The sequence below is a fragment of the Nonomuraea ferruginea genome, assembly GCF_039540635.1.
Taxonomy (GTDB): domain Bacteria; phylum Actinomycetota; class Actinomycetes; order Streptosporangiales; family Streptosporangiaceae; genus Nonomuraea; species Nonomuraea ferruginea.
Genome location: NZ_BAABFD010000020.1, coordinates 105,038 through 125,591 on the forward strand (window position 1 = coordinate 105,038; position 20,554 = coordinate 125,591).

General features: G+C 73.5%; 20 protein-coding genes. 10 read left to right on the plus strand and 10 right to left on the minus strand.

The genetic code is table 11. The annotated features are described in order from the left end of the window. Positions 1 to 5 precede the first annotated feature (5 nt). Positions 6 to 287, minus strand: a complete 282-nt coding sequence (locus tag ABD999_RS33100) for a Dabb family protein (RefSeq protein WP_271279352.1) — start codon at positions 285 to 287, stop codon at positions 6 to 8. Positions 288 to 374: 87 nt separating this feature from the next. Here ABD999_RS33100 and ABD999_RS33105 point away from each other — a divergent pair, with 87 nt between their 5' ends. Further along, positions 375 to 1,913, plus strand: a complete 1,539-nt coding sequence (locus ABD999_RS33105) for a carbon-nitrogen hydrolase family protein (RefSeq protein WP_345483052.1) — start codon at positions 375 to 377, stop codon at positions 1,911 to 1,913. A 21-nt stretch (positions 1,914 to 1,934) separates the two neighbouring features. On the opposite strand, the gene ABD999_RS33110 is transcribed toward ABD999_RS33105, so the two are convergent. The 5 genes from ABD999_RS33110 to ABD999_RS33130 all read right to left on the minus strand — a co-directional run bounded on the left by ABD999_RS33110 (position 1,935) and on the right by ABD999_RS33130 (position 8,533). Then, the gene (locus ABD999_RS33110) at positions 1,935 to 3,353 is read right to left on the minus strand and encodes an aldehyde dehydrogenase family protein (protein WP_271280484.1); all 1,419 of its coding nucleotides are present in this window, start codon (positions 3,351 to 3,353) and stop codon (positions 1,935 to 1,937) included. 130 nt (positions 3,354 to 3,483) lie between these two features. After that, positions 3,484 to 4,611 (minus strand): FAD-dependent oxidoreductase, encoded by a 1,128-nt coding sequence (locus tag ABD999_RS33115; protein ID WP_271280483.1) that lies wholly within the window; start codon positions 4,609 to 4,611, stop codon positions 3,484 to 3,486. After that, the gene (locus ABD999_RS33120) at positions 4,608 to 6,008 is read right to left on the minus strand and encodes an aldehyde dehydrogenase family protein (protein WP_345483053.1); all 1,401 of its coding nucleotides are present in this window, start codon (positions 6,006 to 6,008) and stop codon (positions 4,608 to 4,610) included. The genes ABD999_RS33115 and ABD999_RS33120 overlap by 4 nt, the downstream gene beginning before the upstream one ends. Next, positions 6,005 to 7,282 (minus strand): acyl-CoA dehydrogenase family protein, encoded by a 1,278-nt coding sequence (locus ABD999_RS33125; protein ID WP_271279439.1) that lies wholly within the window; start codon positions 7,280 to 7,282, stop codon positions 6,005 to 6,007. The genes ABD999_RS33120 and ABD999_RS33125 overlap by 4 nt, the downstream gene beginning before the upstream one ends. A gap of 9 nt (positions 7,283 to 7,291) precedes the next feature. Continuing rightward, positions 7,292 to 8,533: a flavin reductase gene (locus ABD999_RS33130; protein WP_271279440.1), complete on the minus strand. Its 1,242-nt coding sequence runs from the start codon at positions 8,531 to 8,533 to the stop codon at positions 7,292 to 7,294. Between the two features lie 131 nt (positions 8,534 to 8,664). Between ABD999_RS33130 and ABD999_RS33135 the strand changes: the two genes are divergently transcribed. Continuing rightward, a complete protein-coding gene (locus ABD999_RS33135; RefSeq protein WP_271279441.1) occupies positions 8,665 to 9,453 on the plus strand; it encodes an IclR family transcriptional regulator in 789 nt (262 codons plus the stop codon). A 68-nt stretch (positions 9,454 to 9,521) separates the two neighbouring features. Beyond that, complete coding sequence (locus tag ABD999_RS33140) at positions 9,522 to 10,754, plus strand: PP2C family protein-serine/threonine phosphatase (RefSeq protein ID WP_271279442.1); 1,233 nt, start codon at positions 9,522 to 9,524, stop codon at positions 10,752 to 10,754. Here ABD999_RS33140 and ABD999_RS33145 read toward each other — a convergent pair. Next, the gene (locus tag ABD999_RS33145) at positions 10,751 to 12,049 is read right to left on the minus strand and encodes a DUF1349 domain-containing protein (protein WP_271279443.1); all 1,299 of its coding nucleotides are present in this window, start codon (positions 12,047 to 12,049) and stop codon (positions 10,751 to 10,753) included. The two genes, ABD999_RS33140 and ABD999_RS33145, sit on opposite strands and share 4 nt — an antisense overlap. A 236-nt stretch (positions 12,050 to 12,285) precedes the next feature. Between ABD999_RS33145 and ABD999_RS33150 the strand changes: the two genes are divergently transcribed. The 4 genes from ABD999_RS33150 to ABD999_RS33165 are packed head-to-tail and all read left to right on the plus strand — an operon-like array spanning position 12,286 to position 15,278. Then, positions 12,286 to 12,948, plus strand: a complete 663-nt coding sequence (locus tag ABD999_RS33150) for a response regulator transcription factor (protein ID WP_271279444.1) — start codon at positions 12,286 to 12,288, stop codon at positions 12,946 to 12,948. Then, entirely contained in the window at positions 12,945 to 13,772 is an 828-nt protein-coding gene (locus ABD999_RS33155) for a sensor histidine kinase (protein ID WP_271279445.1), read from the plus strand. Before ABD999_RS33150 ends, ABD999_RS33155 begins: the two co-directional genes overlap by 4 nt. Positions 13,773 to 13,797: 25 nt before the next feature. Next, positions 13,798 to 14,364, plus strand: coding sequence for an RNA polymerase sigma factor (locus tag ABD999_RS33160; protein ID WP_148031602.1), 567 nt, complete (start codon positions 13,798 to 13,800; stop codon positions 14,362 to 14,364). Next, positions 14,361 to 15,278, plus strand: coding sequence for a CU044_5270 family protein (locus ABD999_RS33165; RefSeq protein WP_271279446.1), 918 nt, complete (start codon positions 14,361 to 14,363; stop codon positions 15,276 to 15,278). Before ABD999_RS33160 ends, ABD999_RS33165 begins: the two co-directional genes overlap by 4 nt. A 7-nt stretch (positions 15,279 to 15,285) precedes the next feature. Here ABD999_RS33165 and ABD999_RS33170 read toward each other — a convergent pair whose 3' ends face one another. Continuing rightward, entirely contained in the window at positions 15,286 to 15,828 is a 543-nt protein-coding gene (locus ABD999_RS33170; RefSeq protein WP_271279447.1) for a cytochrome P450 family protein, read from the minus strand. A gap of 223 nt (positions 15,829 to 16,051) precedes the next feature. Between ABD999_RS33170 and ABD999_RS33175 the strand changes: the two genes are divergently transcribed. Further along, the gene (locus ABD999_RS33175; protein WP_271279448.1) at positions 16,052 to 16,225 is read left to right on the plus strand and encodes a hypothetical protein; all 174 of its coding nucleotides are present in this window, start codon (positions 16,052 to 16,054) and stop codon (positions 16,223 to 16,225) included. Positions 16,226 to 16,241: 16 nt separating this feature from the next. Here the strand turns inward: ABD999_RS33175 and ABD999_RS33180 are convergent, their stop codons facing one another. Then, positions 16,242 to 17,411 (minus strand): helix-turn-helix transcriptional regulator, encoded by a 1,170-nt coding sequence (locus ABD999_RS33180; RefSeq protein WP_271279449.1) that lies wholly within the window; start codon positions 17,409 to 17,411, stop codon positions 16,242 to 16,244. A gap of 101 nt (positions 17,412 to 17,512) precedes the next feature. Here ABD999_RS33180 and ABD999_RS33185 point away from each other — a divergent pair, with 101 nt between their 5' ends. Next, on the plus strand, positions 17,513 to 17,935 hold the full coding sequence (locus tag ABD999_RS33185; protein ID WP_271279450.1) for a VOC family protein: 423 nt from the start codon (positions 17,513 to 17,515) through the stop codon (positions 17,933 to 17,935). Between the two features lie 192 nt (positions 17,936 to 18,127). Then, positions 18,128 to 19,249: a winged helix DNA-binding domain-containing protein gene (locus tag ABD999_RS33190; RefSeq protein ID WP_271279451.1), complete on the plus strand. Its 1,122-nt coding sequence runs from the start codon at positions 18,128 to 18,130 to the stop codon at positions 19,247 to 19,249. Positions 19,250 to 19,362: 113 nt separating this feature from the next. Here ABD999_RS33190 and ABD999_RS33195 read toward each other — a convergent pair whose 3' ends face one another. Then, the gene (locus ABD999_RS33195; RefSeq protein ID WP_271279452.1) at positions 19,363 to 20,202 is read right to left on the minus strand and encodes a nitroreductase/quinone reductase family protein; all 840 of its coding nucleotides are present in this window, start codon (positions 20,200 to 20,202) and stop codon (positions 19,363 to 19,365) included. Positions 20,203 to 20,554 lie beyond the last annotated feature (352 nt).

Consider the following 20,554-nt stretch of genomic DNA (forward strand, 5'->3'; position numbering starts at 1 on the left):
TCGGGCTATCCCTCGTGATCGACGACCGCCCGCGCGGCCAGCCTCGGACGCAGCCAGCCGGCCAGCTCCAGGTGGTCGGGGTGCTGCTGGTAGCCGCGCAGCTCGTCGGCGGACTCGTGCGTGGTGACCAGGCACAGGTCGTAGGAGACGGGCGAGTGGACCACGTCCAGGTGCGCGGAGAGCTCCCTGATCTGCGGCACCCTGCCCGCCAGCCCTTCGAGCCGCTCCTTGGCCTCGGGCGCGTCGGCGGGATCGGTGAACTTCATCAGCACGACGTGGGTCAGCACAGGCTGCCTCCTCTGGACATCTCGCCCTGTTTCGCGAGATTGTAGGCATTGGAAACGCCGTTTCTCTAGATGTAACAGGGAGGCGCTGTGGTGCGCGTCGCCGCGGTGCAGTTCGAGGCCGGCCAGGACGTCGCCGCGAACCTCGCCACCAGCCTTCGCATGATCGGCGAGGCCGCCGGCCGCGGCGCCGAGCTGATCGTGTTACCCGAGTTCTGCAACCATCTGTCCTGGTACGAGAGCCGCGAGCACGCCCGCGCGATGGCCTGCCGGCACGGGGACTCCTTCCTGGCCGCCGTCGCCGGCGCCGCCCGACGGCACCGCGCCCACGTCAAGATCGGCGTCACCCTGGCCCGCGACGACGGCCGCACCACCGGCGCGTCCCTCCTCTACGGCCCCGGCGGCGAGCTGCTGGGCGAGGCGGACAAGCAGATCCTGATGGGCGCCGAGAACGACCACCTCGACCCGGCGACCGCCCCCGGCCCGGTGGTGGACACCGCCGCCGGCCGCGTCGGCATGTACGCCTGCATGGAAGGCGTCATCAACGAGGTCACCAGAGGGCTGGCGGTGCGTGGCGCGCAGATCCTGCTCAACAGCCTGAACTCGTTCGCCACCGACGAGGCCTCGCTGCACGTCCCGGTCCGCGCGGCCGAGAACAAGGTGTGGGTGGTCGCGGCCAACAAGGTCGGCCCGCTGATCCCCGCCGACCGGCTGGCGCAGGTCGGCGCCGGTCTCGGGGTGCCGGTCGGCTGGCTGCACGGCGCGGGCGAGAGCCAGATCGTCGCCCCGGACGGCACCGTCGTGGCCCGGGCCCCGCGCACCGGCGAGGCCGTGGTGGTCGCCGACATCGACCCGGCCGCCGCCGACGCCGGCCGCGCCCGCCTCCTCGCCACCCGCCGTCCCGCCCGCTACGCCGCCATCACCCGGCCCCCGCGCGGCCGCACCGCCCCGCCGGGCGCGGCCGTCCTCCCGGTCGCGGTGGTCCGCGCCGGCGCCCCCGCCGTCCGCCGGGCCGCCCGCGACGGCGCCCTCCTCATCGTCCTGCCGGAAGGCTCCCCGCTGTCGGCTGCGGAGGCCTCGGCAGCGGTACGGGACACGCCGGCCCACGTGGTGACCGGCACCGGCGCCCTGGTGAACGCCACCGGCGAGGCGCCTGCGGCCGAGGCCGGCCCCTGCCCGATCCACCGGTTGCCCTGGGGACGGCTGGCGATCGTCGCCGGTGAGGACGCGCGGCATCCGGAGGAGTTCCGGCTGGCGGCGCTGGCCGACGCCGACGTGGTCGCGGTCCCGTACACCGCCAGGGAGCCGTGGGAGCTGCGGCTCGGCCTGCTGGAGAGGGCGGCGGAGAACCGGCTCAACCTGGTGGTGGCCGGGCAGGACGGCCCGGACGGGGTGGCGGGGCTCGTCCTGGCCGCGCCCCGGGACTTCACGCTCTGGACCGCTTGGGAGGGGCCGTTCACCGGCCGCATCAGCCACCCCGTGGTGACCACGGTGAAGAACGCGGACGAGGTCGCGCACGCCGTGGTGTGGCCGGAGCAGGCGGTCAACCGGCACGTCTCCCGGGGCACCGACCTGGTGGACGGCCGCCCCTGGCACCTGTCCGGAGCCTTGGTCGGCCAGGCAGGCTGACGAGCACCGGGTCGGTGCTCGTCAGGCCGGGTAGGCGGTCGCGGGCAGGCCGGCGCCGCCGTCGCGGAAGGCCGCGGGGGCGTGGACGACCGCGCTCTGGACGTACTCCAGCAGCCCTTCTTCGCCGTACTCCCGGCCGTAGCCGCTGCGCTTGACACCGCCGAAGGGGGCGCGCAGGGACATGCCGGTGCGGTTGTGGGTGTTGACGAAGACGTAGCCGGCTTCGAGGCGGGCGGCCAGGTCGAAGGCGCGGTCCTCGTCGGCGGACCACACCGAGGCGGCGAGGCCGAGATCCCCCGCGTTGGCCCTGGCCGGCAGCTCCTTCTCGGTGTCGTAGGGCAGCAACGGCACCGCCGGGCCGAACTGCTCCTCGGTGACCAGGGGCGCCTGGTCGTCCAGCCCGGTCACGAGGGTTGGGGTCACGAAATATCCGGATTCGAGGTCGCCGACTGCCCGCCCGAGCGGCACCGCCGTACCCCCACGGGAGAGCGACCCCGCGACCAGCGCCCGGATCCGGTCGGCGGCCGGGCCGGAGATGACCGGTCCCATGGTGACCCCGGGCGTGAGCGGATCGCCGACGACCAGGACCCGCTCCGCCGCCGCCGTGTACGCCTCGGTGAACTCCGCCACCCGGGCGCGCGGCACGTACAGCCGTTTGGCGGCCATGCACACCTGCCCGCTGGTCGCGAACGTCGCCATGACCAGCCGCTCGTAGTCGTCGCCGGACAGCGCGAAGTCCGGCAGGAAGATCGCCGGGTCGTTGCCGCCGAGCTCCATGACCGAAGGCGTGAGCATCGAACCGGCCGCCGCCGCGATCTCCCGCCCGGCCGCGTCGCCGCCGGTGAAGGCCACCTTGCGGACCGCCGGGTGGGTGACGAGCGCCCGCCCGGCCGGCGCGCCCCCGTGCACCACCTCCACCGCGGGCAGCGCCGCGGCCACCTCGCTCACGGCCAGCGGCGCCAGCGGCGACGGCTTGAGCACCACCGCGTTGCCCGCCGCCAGCGCGGGCGCCAGCTTGACCATGGCCAGGATGACCGGGGCGTTCCACGGCGTGACGCACCCCACCACCCCGTACGGTGCGCGCCGGACGACCAGGCGGCCCGCGGCGTCGTCGATCTCGGCCGGGGCGAGCACCCGGGGCGCGTTGTCGCACACCCAGCGCAGGTACGTGAGCGCGAACGAGATCTCGCCCCGGCAGTCGGCCAGCGGCTTGCCCGACTCGCGCGCCAGCAGCACGGCCAGCTCGCCGGCCCTGCCGGAGACGGCCTCGGCGGCCTCCCACAGGACGGCCACCCGTTCCCCGATCGGCCGCGCCGCCCACTCCCGCCGCGCCTCGCCGGCCCGCCGCACCGCCGCGTCCACGCCGTCCGCATCGGTGACGGGAACCCGGCCCACGACCTCGGCGACCCGTGCGGGGTTCTCCCGCCTGATCACGTCCACCACGCCTCCTTTCCGCCCGCTACCCGGCCGTCCAGCGGGACGTTCCTCGTGCCCAGGCGGTGCTTGCCCGCCCCCTCTGAGAGCGGGCTTCTCTCCCGAGCGGTGCTTGCCCCCGGCGGGGAGCGGAGTGTCATCCGAGGGACGTGATCAGGCAGGCGCGCAGCAGATGCGCTCGGGCGGCCTCCGGGTCGGCGGCCAGGGCGCGCAGTTCGGCGTGGTGGGCGGCGGGGTCGGCCGAGCGCAGCTTCTCCCAGTTGCCGTGACTGATCGCGCGCACGTGCTGGAGCGCCACCTCCCGCCGCCTCGCGGCGACCGCGTCGACCGCCCCGGAGTCCTGGAGCAGGGCGCCGGCGAGCAGGACCGCGTCGTGGATGCCGCTGTTCATGCCGAGCCCGCCCAGCGGGTTGTTGACGTGGGCCGCGTCCCCGGCCAGCAGGACGGGCCCGTGCCGGAAGCGGGCGGCCACCCGCTGGTGGACGCGATAGAGCGAGGCGTGCGCGACCTTCCAGTCACGCCCGGGGTCGGCGACGGCCCGCAGCCGACCGGCCAGCCGGGCGAGCTCCGCCTGGTCGGAGGTACCGCTGGGGGTGGGCAGCAGCACCCGCCAGTGGTCGGGCGTGCGCAGCAGGACGAGCCACTCCTCGGGGTCGAAGACGTAGTTGATCGGCGCGATGCCCGGCAGCAGCCCGTCCAGGTCCTCGTCCGCGGAGGCCACCAGGAACCGTTCGGGGTACGTGATGCCTTCGAACGGGATCCCGAGCGCCCGCCGTACCGCCGAGTGGGCGCCGTCGGCGGCGATCAGCCGGTCGGCGGCGAACCGCGCGCCACCCGCGGTGGTCACCAGCACGCCGCCGCCGCGCGGCAGGACCTCGCGGACCGCCGACCCGAACAGCACCTCGCCGCCGTGCCGGACCAGGTGCTCCATCAGGATCGGGGTCAGCTTGCTCTGCTCGCACTGCACCCGGTACGGGTACGGCGTGTCCGCGGCGAGCACGCCCATGTCGAGGGTGGCGATGGCGCCGCCCCGCCGGTCGCGGTACTGGAAGGTACGCGCGACCAGGCCGAGGGCCATCAGCTCCGGCAGCACGCCGAGCCCGGCGAGCATCTCCAGCGTGGGCGGGTGGAAGGTGGAGGCCCGCGACTCGGCGGCCAGGCCAGGCCCGGCTTCCAGGACGGTCACCGGCACCCCGCCGCGCGCCAGGGTGAGCGCCGCGGTCAGCCCCACCGGCCCGGCCCCCGCGACCAGCACGCGTCTCACGGCGCCCGCTCGACGCCGACCACGCGGGTGCCGGTGAAGAACCGGATGGTCTCCGCCGTGCCCTCGTCCACCAGCCCGGACAGCCCCCACGCCGGTCGCGGCGTGAACAGGTGCAGGCTCAGCACGCTGGACCCGTTGACCTTGACCTCGCCGGCGCGCACCCGCCGGGCGACGTCCAGCGCCCGTTCCTCGTCGGCGCCGACGACATACCCTTCGAGCCCGTACGGTGTCGCGTTGGCCAGCGCGACCGCCTCCTCCTCGGTGTCGTAGGGCACCACGGCGGCGACCGGCCCGAAGATCTCGTCGGCCAGGTCGGCCCCGGTGATGAGAGCGGGCGCCAGGTAGTTGCCTTTGCCGGGCATGTCACCGTACGAGATGGCCTGTCCTCCGGCGTTCTCCGTCGCGTCCCGTACCCGCCGGAGGTGGGCGGAGTGGACGAGCGGGCCGTACTCGGTCTCCGGATCGAGCGGGTCGCCGGCGCGCAGCGCGGCGAGCCGCTCGCCGACGGCCGCCACCAGCTCGGGCAGGCGCGGGCGGGGCACGATCAGCCGGCCCAGCGCCCGGCACCACTGGCCGTTGAGCGAGGTGAGCAGCTCGGCGGCGGACGCGGCGGCGGCGCCGGTGTCGGCGTCGGGCAGCACCACGAGCGGGTTGTTGCCGCCGAGCTCCAGCTGGGCGGGCCGGAGCGCGCTCGCGCAGGCGGCGGCGACGGCGCGGCCGCCGGCCAGGCCGCCGGTGAAGGAGACGGCGCGGATCCGCGGGTCCGCGGCCAGCAGGGCTCCGGTGCGGGCGTCGCCCATGACGAGCTGGAAGACGCCGGGCGGCAGTATCTCGCCGAGGACCTCGGCCAGCACGCGGGTGCCGTAGGGGGCGTACTCGCTGACCTTGAGCACGACGGGGCACCCCGCCGCCAGCGCGCTCGCGGCCTTGTGGGCGGCCATCGGGGCGGGCGCGTTCCACGGCACCAGGCACAGGGCGGGGCCCCAGGGCAGGTGGTGGACCTCGACCCCGTCACGGTCGGCGCGCAGCAGCCCTTGCCTGATCTGGGCGGCGGCCAGCGCGAACGCGCCGTGCACGATCAGCCCGAGCCCGGTGGTCTGCCGGATCGGCACGCCGGTGGCGAAGGACTCCAGGGCGGTGATCTCGCCGGTCCGGTCCCGCAGCGCGGCCGAGGCGGCGTCGAGCAGGTCGGCCCGCCGCTCGGCGGGGGTGCCCGCCCAGGCGGCGGCCACCCGGTCGGCGGCCGCGAGCGCCGCCTCGGCGCGCGCGCCGGAGGAGCCGAGGGCGCGGGCGGCGGGCTCGCCGGTGGCGGGGTTCTCCAGGTCGAAGCCGAGGTCCTCGGTGCAGCGGGCCCAGCGGCCGTCGACGAGGTCGGCGGTCTCCGGCAGCTCGATCATGGCCGCTCCGCGGTGGCGAACAGCGCGTTCTCCTGCGCCTCGGTCACCAGCTGGGCGACCTCCAGCCTGCCGCGTTCGGCCGGGAACGTCATGACCAGCCCCATCGCCAGGTCGCGCAGCGCCCGGCCGGCCGTGCCGCCCATCATGGCGCCGGAGGTGCCCGAGGCCTTGAACGCGCCGAGCGCCACCTGGAAGCAGGCCTCGGTGACCGACCCCTTGCCCATCCGCCACTGGCGGAAGACCTCGGGCTTGGGCCGCAGCGGCGGCTCGGAGGTCTCCAGCAGCAGCTGGCGGCGCAGCCACAGGTAGGCGGTCTCCAGCTGGACGGTCATCTCGCCGATGAGCTGCTGGTGCATGGGCGAGGAGGCGATCGGCCGGCCGGTGTCGGCGAAGGTCTTGCGGGTGAGCTGCTCGACGGTGACGTCGTAGACGTTCTGCGCGCAGCCGGTGTAGACGGCGGCGATGGCGAGCTGGTTGCCGACGAAGCTGCCGCGGCTCATCCTGAGCATCCGGGTGAACGCCCCCGGCACGGTCAGCGCCTCGTCCTCGGGGACGAACACCCGTTCCAGCCTGATGCCGTTGTTGGCGGTGGCCCGCATGCCGAGCCCGTCCCACGGCGCGCGGGTGGAGACGCCCGCCGCGTCGCGCGGCACCAGGAACGTGACCAGGCCCTCGGCGGTGTCGTGGCCCTCCAGCTTGGCCGTGGTCAGGTAGTAGTCGGCGACGCCGGTGGCGCAGCCGAACGACTTCTCGCCGTCCAGCAGCCAGCCGCCGTCGGTGCGGCGCGCGGTGGTGGCGATGGTGATGTTGGCGGTGGAGCTCTTGACGGACTCGGAGGCGAAGTTGGCCAGCCAGACGCCGGAGGCCATCCTGGTCAGCACCTTCTCGGCGAACGCCCGTACGGCGGGGATCTCGCCGTCGTCGAACAGGCCGGCCTCGATCGCCTCCAGCGGCAGCAGGCCGCGGGAGGCGCTGGTGTTGTGGAAGAAGTAGGCCAGGGCGGTGGACGGGCAGGCGGTGCCCATCGCGAACGTCGCGGCGGCGAGGTCGCGCAGCGTGCCGCCGAGCCCGCCGTACTTCTCCGGCACCACGAGGCCGAGCAGCCCGGCGTCGCGCAGCAGCGCGACGTGCTCGATGGGGAAGCGGGCCTCCTCGTCGGCCTTGACGGCGGCGGCGCGCAGCGCGGGCAGCACGGCTTCGACGCGTTCCGCGCGGGCGCGTTCGGCCTCGGTCATGTCGTCGACGAGCCGTTCACCGGTCAGATCGTGGGTCACGTTCTCCCCTTAGTTGGCGAATCTGTAGGTGCGTCCGGGCAGCACGGACCCCCAGGTGCTCTCCAGCTCGGCGGCGCTGGCGACCAGCACCGACCGGTCGACGGCGGTGTCGACGTCGAGCTGGCCGGCCAGGAACAGCACGTCCTCGGCGGGCAGCGCGCCGTCGAGGCCGCCCAGCGTGGTGTCGAAGTGCCGCACTCCGCTCTTCATCGCGACCAGCGCGTTGACCAGGCCGATGCCGTGGCGTTCGCGCAGGCCGACGCGGACGGTGGCCTGTCGTGCGGCCGCGGCGGCGTCCTGGAGCAGGCCGCGGACGCGGACCGGGGTCGCGGGGACGGCGCCCTCTTCCAGCCCGATCTCGTCGCAGCCGAGCTCGGCCAGCCGGGCGACGGTGGCCATGACCTGTTCGGCGCGGTCCGCGGCGAAGGCCTCGGGGACGTGCCCGACGGTGGCCAGTCCGGCGCGGCGGGCGGCCTCCAGGACGCGGGCGGCCGGTCCGGGTTCCGCGGCGGTGAACTCGGCCACCCCCGCTCCGGCCGAGGCCACGGCCCGCACCTGGGCGGGTTCGGTGATCAGGGCCGAGGCGGTGGCCGGGTCGAGGTCCCGCGCGAACGCGTACGGATCGAACTCGTACGGGTCGAACAGGCGTACGCGGCTGCCGGCGGCGCGCAGCGCACGGGCGATGCCGCCCATCCGGGCGCCGGTGAAGCCGCGGGCGCGCAGCACGGCGAGCAGCCCGGTGTCGGCCACGCCGATGTGGTCGGGCAGCGGGTCGGCGAGCTGGCCCCAGGCGCGCGAGTGGAACAGCACCGGCGCCACCCGGCGCGGAGTGGCGCTCGTGAGCACCTCGCCGACGAAGATCGTGTGGTCTCCTCCCGGGTACGCGTGCGCGACCCGGCAGTCGAGCCAGGCGACGGAGTCGGCGAGCACGGGGGAGCCGCTCGGGCCCGGGGTCCAGGCGGTGCCGGCGAACCTGTCGGCGGCGGGCTCCTGGCCGGCGAACCTGCGGCCGATCGCGACCTGGTCCTTGCCGAGCACGCTGACGGCGAAGAAGCCGTGCTCGGTCACCAGCCGGTGGGTCCTGGTGCCGCGTGCCAGGCAGATGAGCACCATCGGCGGGTCGAGGCTCACGCTCGCGAAGGAGCTGGCGGTCATGCCGTGCCAGGCGCCCGCGGCCCCGGTGGTCACGATGACCACGCCGCTCGGCCACTGCGCCATGGCCGCGCGGAAGGACTCGCCGTCTGCAGTCACCGGTCTCCATATGTTCCATTGATGGAAACAGTGTCACGCTGAAGGTAACGAACGGCCATTTTCGTGTCAATGTGACGGCGTTTCCCCAAGGGAAATAGACTGGGCGTGTCGTCGATCTACGAGGGGGTCAGGTGCACGCCCAGGCCGAGTCGGAGAACCAGAGCCGTTCCATCGCCGCGGTGGAGCGCGCCATGGACGTTCTGCTGCTGTTCGGCCGGACCACGCGCCCTGACCTGGGGGTCACCGAGATCGCCACCGAGCTCGACCTGACCAAGGCGGCGGTCCACCGCATCCTCACCGCGCTGCGCAACCGCGACCTCATCGCCGTCGACCCGGTCACCAGGCGCTACTCGCTGGGCCACGCCGCCATCGCGCTCGGCCGGGCCTACCTGGCGCGCACCGACCTGCGGGCGATGGCCGGCCCCGAGCTGCGCCGGCTGTCGGCCCAGTCGGGCGAGACCGCCACCCTGTCGGTGCGGCGCGGCGACACCCGCCTCTACGTGGAGCAGGTCGTGCCCGACCATGACCTGCGCATGGAGGTCTCGCTGGGCATCCCCTACCCGCTGCACGCGGGCAGCTCCTCCAAGGCCATCCTGGCGTTCCTGCGCGAGGAGGAGATCGAGGGTTTCCTGTCCAGGCACCAGCTCACCGCGCTCACCGGCAGGACGATCACCGACGCCGTCAGGCTGCGGGCCGAGCTGGCGGCGATCCGGCGGCGCGGCTACGCCTCCTCGCTCGGGGAACGCCTGGAGGGCGCGGCGTCGATCGCCGCCCCCGTCTTCGACCACGACGGGCTGGTGATCGCCGCGGTCAGCGTCGCGGGGCCGAGCAGCCGCTTCAAGCCGCGCATGCAGGAGCAGGCGCCCCTCGTCGTGGAGTCGGCGTCCCGGCTGTCGGCCCAGCTCGGCCACTCCGGCTGAGCGTCCTCCCACGTGCAAGGCGCCGCCGCCGGGGTAGATGCTCTGATGCCGGAGGGGGAAGGGGTGTCATGCGGAGTGACGGCGAGCTCATGCTGGGCGGCCTGCTGCGCAACAGCCACACCGCCTCCTTCGAGGACATCGTCCCGCTGCTCAACGAGCACGCCCCCATGGCGGGCTTCAGCAACCCCATGGTCTACGTCTCCGACCTGCAGCAGAAGTACCTGGTGCCGCTGCCCGGCCAGTTCAGCGCCGGTGGCGAGCCGCTCACGCGGCTGAACATCGACACCACGATCGCCGGTCGCGCGTTCCGCAACGTCGAGCTGGTGCACGCCCGGCCCGACGAGGACCTCCCGCCCTGCGAGCAGGAGGACGGGCTGCGCCTGTGGTCGCCGCTCCTGGACGGCACGGAGCGGGTCGGCGTGGTGGGCGGCATCACGCAACGGGTCGACGAGGTCATCGAGTGGCGGTTCAAGCGGCTGTCGACGCTGCTGTCGCTGCTGGTGGTGAGCAAACGCCAGACCAGCGACACCTACTCGCGGATGGTGCGCGAGAAGCCGATGACGCTGTCGGCCGAGGTGCTGCACAACCTGCTGCCGAACGGCAGCTTCGCCAACGACAAAGTGGTGATCGCCGCCGCGCTGGAGCCCGCCTACCAGGTGGGGGGTGACGTGTTCGAGTACGGCATCGAGGACGACCAGCTGCACGTGTCGATCTTCGACGCGATGGGGCACGATCTGGCGTCCGGGCTGACGGCGAGCATCGCGGTCGGCTCCTGCCGCAGCAACCGGCTCAAAGGCGCCGGCCTGGTGGCGATCAGCGAGGCCATCGACGAGGCGATCGCCCAGCACTTCCAGCTGAGCCGGTTCGCCACCGGCATCATCGCCAACCTCGACATGTCGACGGGAACGCTGTCCTGGGTGAACCGCGGCCACCACCCGGCGCTGGTGGTCCGCAACGGCAAGCTGGCCGCCACCCTGGGAAGCGCCAAGCCCGCGCCGCCGATGGGCTTCAGGCTGGGCCGGCGCGCCGAGGTGGAGCACTACCAGCTCCACGCCGGCGACCGGCTGCTCTTCTACACCGACGGCATCGTCGAGGCGCGCAGCCCCGAGGGGGAGCCGTTCGGGCTGGAGCGGTTCATCGACTTCATCGTCCGCAGGGAGGCCGACGGCCTGCCGGCGCCGGAGACACTGCGCCGGCTCATCCAGTCGATCATGCGCTACCAGCGCGGCCGGCTGCAGGACGACGCGACCGTGCTGACGGTCGAGTGGATGTCCGGCAGACGCCCGGGCGTCACGCTCTAAGACACCGCTGCACCCGGTCGGCCTTTCCTGCGGCAGGCGATGATCGCCACCCCGAGGGCGAGGGCGGCATATCCGCACGTCACGGTCAAACCTGCCCATGGCGGGAGCGGGTAATAGCCGCCGAGCAGTGACCGGTCCACATCCACATGCGCGAACGTGGGGACGCTCTGCGTGATCGCGAACCCGGCGGCAGGGGTGACCGCCAGCGGCCATGGCGCCAGACCGGCGGTGGCCAGCAGACAGGGCACGACGACCAGCGCGACGGCCAGTCCGACGGCGACGACTCCCCGTTCGACCAGCGCGGCCAGGCCCAGAGCCAGCACGGCGGCGGCCGCGGTCAGCGCCGCGAAGCCGACGATCACCCGCACCTCGGTACCCAGGGTGATCGGCTGGATCGGGTTCTGATGGGCGCGCAACACCGCCAGGCCGGCGGGGACCACGACTCCCGAGGCGACCAGCCCCGCCACGAACGCGACCGCACCGACCACCGCGGCCTTGGCCGCCAGCCGCCCGGCCGGCAGGCCGATCCGCCCGCGCCGGTGGTCCGCCGTGAAGAACGTCACCGCCGCCACGAGTACCGGGATCAGCCCCAAAGCCCCGCCGATCAGCATGAGGTCGGCGCGCATACCGCCCTCCACCGTGGCGGGCCCGATGTCACCGCCACCGGTCACGATGAGCTTGCCGCCGGACTCCACGACCCCGCCCGGGTGATGCGGGGTCCTGCCGTCGGACTCCAGGACGACGCCGACGTCGTCGTGCCGCCACGATCCGTTCGCGCCCTGCGGCGTGATCTGGTCGAAGGTGGCGGTCGCCTGGGCGAAGGCTTTCGCCATGTCCCACAGAACGCCTGGTGAGGTGACGAACAGCCCGATCTCGACCGTCTCCGGCAGCCCGGTCAGCTTGACCGTGCCGACCTCGGTCCACGTCCTGCCGTCGTCCGACTCGTAGCCGCTGATGGTGTCGCCCGACCTGGTCAGCCGTAGCCACCGCGGGCCGTTGTGGGGACCGCCGGGCATGTCGTGGAGGTAGTTGTACTGCATCCGCACGCCGTGGTCTCCGGTGAGCATGACGGCGGCGTACGGTGTGCCTCGCTGGAGGCTCTGCCTGACGAGGAGCCCGGCCTTGGCCCACGGCACCACTCCTTCCTGGACGTTGCGGACCCCGGGTTCGGCGTCCGGCAGCCGGATCTGCCCGGTCATGTCCGCCACGCGGGCGGTGATGCCGCCGTTCCCCTTGAGCGGCTGGTGCACGAAGAAGTACTTGTCGTTCACCGCCGTGCCGTCGGGTCCCAGCAAGGGCGCCGGGCAGGGGCCTTCGCCCTGCCCGGTCACGCAGGTGCTGCGGGCGCCCCCGGCGACCAGCAGTCCGAGATGGACTCATGCCGACGGTTGTACGCGGCACCAGGTTCCGGCCGGGTCGCAGCGGCTGCGACCTGGCCGGAACCTGGGCTCTGGCATCGTTGACCCATGGCACCTCGACCCGGTGGCCGGCTCGGCTGCCCCACCCGCACGACGACCGCCGGTGCGCGGCGGTGAGGGTCCTCCTCGTCGAGGACTTCGAGGTCCTCGCCCGCTCCATAGGAACCGGGCTGCGCCGCGAGGGCATGGCCGTCGACGTCGTCCTGGACGGAACCGCCGCCCTCGACCGCCTGGCCGTCACCCGCTACGACGTGGTGATCCTCGACCGCGACCTGCCCGGCGTCCATGGGGACGAGATCTGCCGGCGACTCGCCCAGGGCCGCTGCCAGACCCGGGTGCTCATGCTCACCGCCTCCGGCACGATCGAGGATCGCGTCGACGGGCTCAGCCTCGGTGCGGACGACTACCTGCCCAAGCCCTTCGCCTTCGCCGAACTGGTCGCCCGCGTCCGCGCCCTGGCCCGCCGCGCCACCCCGCCGCTGCCGCCCACGCTGACCTGCGGGGACATCACCCTCGATCCGGCCCGCCGCGTCGCGTCCCGGGCCGGGCGGCGCCTTGAGCTGAGTCCCAAGGAGTTCGCCCTGCTCGAATGCCTGCTCGCCCGGCCGGGGCTGGTCATCTCCGCCGAGGAGTTGCTCGAACGCGTCTGGGACGAGGCCGCCGATCCCTTCAGCAGCGCCGTCAAGCACACCATGCACCGGCTGCGCGCGAAGCTCGGCGCCCCTCCCGTGATCGAGACCATCCGCGAAGCCGGCTACCTCATCCGGCCGTCATGACCCCCCAGAGGTTCGCCAGAAGGTCCCTGCAGACGCGGCTCGCGCTCGCCTACGCGGCGGGCATCTACGGCGCCGGACTCTTCGTGGTCGTCCTCGTCGCCGTCCCGCTCGCCAGCATCGACGCGGCCGTACCCATGGGCCGGCCCGCAGAGACCACCGGGAACGTGTCCGGGATCGGCCTGCCCCACCTCCTCGCCGGCTCCGCCGTCGCCCTGGTCGTCCTGATTCCCGTCGCCCTGGCTCTCGGCTGGTTCGTCGCCGGCCGGTTCCTGCGCCCGCTGCGCGCCATCGCGGCCACCGCCCAGAGCCTCTCCGCCGGAAACCTCCACCGGCGCCTCGGCCTCGGCGAGCCCGCGGACGAGCTGACCGAACTCGGCCACATCCTCGACGGTCTGTTCGCCCGCCTCCAATCCTCCTTCGACGCCCAACGCCACTTCGTCGCCAACGCCTCCCACGAGCTGCGCACCCCCCTCGCGGGCCTGCGCACCCTCCTCGAAGTCGCCCTGGCCGACCCCGACGCCGACACCGGCAGCCTGCGCTCGGCCTGCCAGGAGGCCCTCGCTCTGGGCGGACACCAGGAGCGGCTCGTCCAGGCACTGCTCGATCTGGCCACCAGCGAGCGCGGCGTGACCCGCTGGGACTCCTTCGACCTCGCCCACGTCGCCGAAGGAGCGGCCTCGGCCTCGGCCTCGCCATCGTCAACGCCGTCACGCAGGCTCACCACGCCACACTCACCACCAGCACACGCCCTGAAGGCGGCCTGTCGATCACTGTGCGGTTCGCGCGGTGAACCCGGTGCCGCCCTTCGGGAGACAGCACGGTGAGACACCGACTCACGAAGGAGAGGCGTTGGGTGCTGAGACGGTCGAGATCGACGACGGAGAGCTGATCCGTCGATCGGCGCACGACCCAGAGCAGTTCGCGGCGCTGTTCGACCGCTATGCCAGACAGATCCATCTGTACGCGGCCCGGCGGCTCGGCACGCAAGCCGCCGACGACATCGTGGCCGAGACGTTCCTGGCCGCCTTCCGCAGGCGCGGGACGTACGACACGTCGTTCGCGCTGGCCAGGCCCTGGCTGTACGGGATCGCCACCACGCTGATCGCCAGGCATCGGCGGCAGGAGGAGCGGATGCTGCGGGCGCTGAGCCGTACCGGCGTGGACCCGCTGCCCGAGGCGCTGGCCGACACCGTGACGCGCCGGGTGACGGCGCAGGGCAGGGATCGCGAGCTGGCGGGGGCGCTGGCGTCGCTGTCACGCGGGGACCGGGACGTGCTGCTGCTGGTGGCGTGGGAGGACATGTCGTACGAGGAAGCGGCGCGAGCGCTGGACATCCCGGTGGGGACCGTGCGGTCACGGCTGCACCGCGCACGGAAGAAGGCCAGGAACGTGCTCGGGGACGAGGAGCTGTCATGAACGCGATCAGGGAGTTTCGCCGGAACACCCCGGCCATGACCGACGAAGCCGAGGCCGCCGCGAGGGCGCGGCTCATGACGGCGATCCACGAGCCGGAAGCCGCACCGAAGCGAGCCGTGACCCGCGGGCTCGGCCGGCGCATCGTGGTGGCGGCGGCGCTGGCCCTGGCCGTCGGCGGGACCGCCGTGGTGTTCGGCGGCCGGCCGGACATGGCGCCGGTGGCCGGCGTGGCCGAGCTGGGCGAGCACGCCGCCCGGGCGGCCGAGAACGACCCCACGCCCGTCCCGGACCCCGCCCAGTGGTTCTACACCAAGGAACTGCGGCTGACCGGCGTCGAAGGGGACCAGGGTGACACCTGGGAACGGTGGACGCGGGTGGACGGCAAGCGGTCGGCCTGGTACCAGGACGGCAAGCTGACGTTCTCGGGAAGCACGAGCTTCGACCCGGCCGAGCTGGCCCGGCCGCCTGTCACCCCCGCCGGGGTGCTCACCAAGATCGAGGCGGCCGTCCTGGACGAGGACCGCAGGGGTTCGCAGGAGCTGAACGGCCAGGTCCCGCCGGGGATCCTCTGGATGGAGATCAACCAGCTCATCTCCGAGCAGTGGCTCGCCCCCGAGGTGCGTGCCGCGCTCTTCCGCGCGCTGCCCACGATCAAGGGCATCACCGTGACCCATGACGTGCCCGTCGCCGACGGACGGCGAGGCGTCGCCTTCAGCCTCACCGACGCCGAGTCCCGCAGCTACCTCGTCCTGGACCCGGAGACCTACCGGTACCTGGGCACCAGCTCGACGCGGTTGAAGGACCGCACCTACGAGTGGTCCGACGGCACCAAGGAGACCTTCGTGGCGGGCACGGCGAGCCTGACCGCGCAGCTGGAGGCCGCGATCGTGGACCGGCCCGGCCTGCGTTCCTGATCGCGCGTCAGAGGACGACCGGCAGGGAGGCCAGCCGCCAGGTGCCGGGGTCGGGCATCCGCTCCGGCGCCTTGGCGGGCGCCAGGCCGGGGGATCGGCGCAGCGGGGCGGTCAGCGCGATGCGGACCTGCAGCCGGGCCGGCCACGCGCCCAGGCAGAAGTGCGGGCCGTGCGCGTAACCCAGGTGGGCGGCCTCGTCGCGGGCCAGGTCGAGCCGGTCGGGGTCGGTGAAGGCGCGCGGGTCGCGGTTGGCCGAGCCGAGGGCGGCGGCGCCGTGCCCGCGCCAGGCGGGCCGGTCGGCCTCGGGGATGCCGACCAGCTCGCAGATCACGTCCATCGGCAGCGGCCTGGCCAGGTCGGCCACCAGGTCCACGGGCTCGCCCGAGGGCAGCGCGCCGAGCAGGCCGTCGACGATCCGCCCGATGCGCGGGGCGAACGCGGCGACGCGGCGCGGCGTGAACGCGGGCGCGACCAGTTTGCCCAGCCGGGCGTGCTCGGCGCCGTCCATCTCCCGCATGGTGCGCATGTACGGGACGTACTCGTCGGGCACCGGGGGCGCATGAAGCCGGCGGAGCTCAGCCGGAAACGCGGGTCGGCGAGCATCGCCCTGGCCTCGTCGTACCTGGTCACCGCCCACATCGCGCCGTGACCTGGGTTGACGAGACGCGCCACCGGCGCCTGCTCGCGCGCCCGCCCGTAGGCGGTGAAGGGGGCGCGCAGCACCTCGGGGTCGCCGAAGAGGATCTCCGGAACGCCGGCCAACGTCATCTCCCATGGTCAAATCAGATGATCCCATCATCCAGCGCGACGACGGGGCGGCCGCGGGCGTCCCGGCCGACGCCACGGAGAGCGCGGTACGGGTCGCGTCGGGCCGCCTGGTCACCCGCGCGGAGGGCTTCGGCGCGGGCCACGCCGCCGCCTCCCTCCGGATCGACCACCCCGCCTGAGCCCCGCGCCAGCCGGTCAGTCTGGGCGCTCGCGCCCGGCTCGCGAGGGTGGCGGCAGAGGGGCGGTGGCGGCTTGGGCGAAGCGGCGGGCCAGCTGGGCGAAGGCGTCCTTGAGCTCGGGCGGGCCGACGACCTCGATATCGGCGTCGAACCTGCCGATGCTCGCGGCGAGTCCGGCCCACGACCAGGAGCCCAGGACGAGCCGGCAGCGGTCCGCGCCGAGTTCCTCCACGACCCCGTCGCTGAGATAGCGCGAGACGGTGGCGGCGGGCAGCCGGAGCACCACCTCACCCCGGCAGGGCCAGTCACCGGAGCCACCCCCGCGGAACCGGCCTGCCACGAACGCGGCCACATCGCCTCCGGGCACCTCACGAGGGGCGAAGCGGGGCCCGTTGGGGGTACGCGGGCTGATGCGATCAACGCGAAAGGTCCGCCAGTCGTCGCGATCAAGATCCCAGGCGACGAGATACCACCGCCCACCCCAGGTGACAAGATGATGCGGCTCCACCCTGCGAGGCGACCGCATGCCGTCATCCGTCGGTGACGCGGGCACGTCGTCGGTGGGGCACGCGCGAGCGTGATCGTCGGTCGGCGGTGCGGGGGCGTACCGGCGGGGTGGGCGGATGTTGTCGTCCTTCGGGGACGTGGGACGGTGATCGTCCGTTGGTGGCCGGGAGACGGGGTTGATGATCAGGGAGGCGGGGGCGTAGTCGAAGCGGAGGACTTCACGGGCGCGGACGGCGGCGCCGAGCGCCGTTAGTACGCCGCTGTCGACCTGTGGGAGCGGGTGGGGGGCGGGTCGCTCGACGGCGGTGATCTGGAGGGTGTCGATCCGGTGGCGCAGGCGGGCGGGCATGACCTGCCGGACGGTGGTCAGCGCGCGTGCCGCCGCTTCCCCGATGCCGGCGCCGCTGGCGGCGGCGGTCTGGAGCGCCACGGCCAGCGCGACGGCCTGCTCGTCGTCGAACAGCAACGGGGGCAGGTCGGCGCCGGCGTCGAGCCGGTACCCGCCGTCGGGACCTTTGGCGGCCACGATCGGGTAGCCGAGCTCGCGCAGGCGGTCGACGTCGCGGCGGACGGTGCGCGGGCTGACGTCCAGCCGCTCGGCCAGCACCGCTCCGGGCCAGTCGCGGCGCGCCTGGAGCAGCGAGAGCAACGCCAGCAGCCGTGCTGAGGTCTTCGGCATGTCTCCCATATTGCCGTGAATAGCGGCCACAACCTGACCGCTACCCCTGCGACTGTTGTCCCCGGAACACCACGAAACCCATGAAGAGGTCAGGAGCCGAAATGTCCGTCAAGTCCGTGACTCATCTGAACTTCCGCGGCGACGCCCGCCCGGCGCTCGAGTTCTACCGTTCCGTCTTCGGCGGCGAACTCAACGCCGTGACGTACGAGGACGCCGGGAACGTGCGGAACCCCGCCGAGGCGGACCAGGTGATGTGGGGCCAGGTGATCGCCGGCGACGGCTTCCACGTGATGGCCTACGACGTGCCCGCCGGGATGCCGTGGGACCGGGGTGAGAACTCGTTCTTCGTCTCCCTCCGCGGTGAAACCGCCGAGGAGGTCACCGCCTACTGGGAGAAGCTCTCCGCCGGAGCGACCGTCGCGCGGCCACTGGCGCCTGCGGAATGGGCGCCGCTCTACGGGATGCTCACGGACCGCTTCGGCGTCGTCTGGGTCCTCGACGTGGTGAGCGAATACAGCGGCTGAGCCACAGGCGCACGCCGCCCTCTCGCGACGACACCCCCAGAATGACCACACCCCCCAGAACGACGACACGTCCCAGAACGACGACACTGACACGTCCTAGAACGATGACACGTCCTAGAACGACCCCCCGGAAACGACCACATTCCCGGAAACGACGACGCCCCCGGAAGCACGACGAGGAAAGTGACCACCATGATGATGCGGCCCCCGGTGCGGACCGTTCTCGGTGAGCGGGCGCTGAACCGCGCGACGCTCGCCCGGCAGTTGCTGCTCGATCGCGCCGACCTGCCGGTCACCGGCGCCGTCGCGCACCTGTGCGGGCTGCAGGCGCAGGAGCCTCAGGAGCCGTTCGTCGGCCTCTGGTCGCGGCTGCGCGCGTTCGACCCGGCGGCGCTCTCCGGTCTGCTGGTCCGGCGGAGCGTGGTGCGGGTCCATCTGATGCGCCGCACCGTGCACCTCGTCACGGTCGGTGACGTGCTGGCCTGGCGGGCGCGCCACGACGCCATGCTGCGCCAGCGCGTGCTCGGGGTCTACCGTCGCGAGCTCGCCGGGGTGGACCTGGACGAGCTGGCCGCGGCGGGCCGGGCGGTGATGGCCGACGGCGAGCCGCGTTCGATGGCCGAGGTCGTGGAGGCGCTCGCCGGGCGCTGGCCGGAGCCGGGACGGCGGGCCCTGGGCGAGATGGTGATCTCCGCCCTCGTCCCGGTGGCGCAGGCGCCCCCGCGCGGGCTCTGGCGCGCGAGGGCGGGGGTGCGCAACGTGCTGCTGTCGTCCTGGCTGGGGCGGGAGATCGACCCGCACGTCCCGGACGGCTCCGACCCGGTCGGCCAGGCGCTGGTGCGGCGCTATCTCGCCGCGTTCGGCCCGGCCGCCACGGCCGACCTGCGCGCCTGGTCCGGCCTGGCCGGGCTGCCGGGTGCGGTGGCCGCGGTACGGGAGGAGCTGGTGTCCTTCCGTGACGAGCGGGGCCGGGAGCTGCTGGACCTGCCCGACGCGCCGCGCCCCGACCCCGACACGCCCGCTCCGGTGCGGTTCCTGCCGGCGTTCGACAACGCGATCCTGGGTTACCACGCCCGGGGCCGGATCATCGACGACGCGCACCGCGGCCTGTCGGTCGCCGGCGCCCGCGTCGTCCTGGTCGACGGCCGGGTCGCCGCGACCTGGACCGTCGAGTCGGGCACCGTGACGGTCACCCCGCTGCGCCGCCTCAGCCCGGCCGACCGGACAGCCGTGGCCGAGCAGGGAGGGGCGCTGGCGGCGTTCCTGTCCGACGGCGACAGCGACGGCGTGCGCATCGCCGATTCCCCCAGCTGACCGGTGGGACGCGCTGGTCCGGGCCAGGATGCCGCGGCGCCGACCAGCACGTCCCACCGGATGCCGTGGCGTGGGGCCCGGCGGCGCGGACGATCAGGCGCACGGCGGCGCGGTCATGGCGCGGTGGCGTTCAGGAGCGGGATGAGGTTCTCCTCCTCGTAGTCCAGGTGTGCCTCCACCTGCGCGGTCAGCCGGTCCACCTCCGCCGACACCGCCGCCCGGTCGGTGTGCTCGCCCGCGACGAGCCGCTGCAGCTCCTCCAGGAGGCGGGCGATCTCCTCGTGCTCGCGGCGCAGCCGGGCCATGACGTCGGCGATCTCCGGGTACTGCTCGTCGAGGTGCGGGAACATGTGGGCGTCTTCCATCGTGTGGTGGTGGCTCAGCCCCTGGCAGACGGCCAGGCAGTTGATGCGCAGTTGCGCGCCCAGGCCGCCGCCGGACTCGGCGACCTCCTTGCGGACGATGGCCAGCTCCTTGCGGAAGGCGTCGTGGATGAGCTTGAGCCCGTCGCCCGGCCGCGCGGCGGCGGGGGCGGGCGGCCCCGCGGGGTCGAGTGCCACCACGGGCAGGGTGCGGCCGGACGCGGTCTCGTACCGCGCCCATCCGGGATCGGTCCCGGTGGCTCGGGCGAAGATCCGGTCGCGTTCGGCGCCTTCCAGGATGCGCGCGTCGGCCTCGTACGTGAACGCGCCGGTTTCGACGGTGACGCGCGGGTTCTTGCGGAGGTTGTGGAACCAGGCGGGGTGGCGGGGGGAGCCGCCGGCGGAGGCGATGACGTACAGCCGGCCCGGATCCTCGTCGAGCAGGTAGCCGAGCGGGGTGGTGTGGCGGGTGCCGGTCCTGGCGCCGGTGGTGGTCAGCAGGAGCAGGCGGGCGTCCTCGAAGGGCGGCCCGACCCGGCCCTGGCCGGCTCTGAACTGCTCGATGACGTGCTGGTTGAAGTCCATGGTCATGCGGTGCTTTCTCCGATCGGTGGGAAAGCCCGCACGCCGACCGCGCGGAAAAGCGCATAGCTGGCGGAGCTATGAAGCGAAAAAAGGGGAAGCGGGGACGGCGCGCAGGCGCGGTTCAGGTCAGGCGCGTCCGTGTGAAGTGGTCACGGTGTCGTCCCCTTGCGTCGCGGCCTCCATGCCGCCGCAGTCCTCCCATGCGGCGTCACGCGACCTGCCGATCATTCAACGCCGCCCGTTCGACGGCTGTCAAATCCCGTTCCGGTGTTTGCGGGCGGGGACGCGGCTCGGCTAATGTCGCCATCCCAGCGATGGACGAGGAGGTGAGACCGATTCCCGCACGTACCCGCCGGGT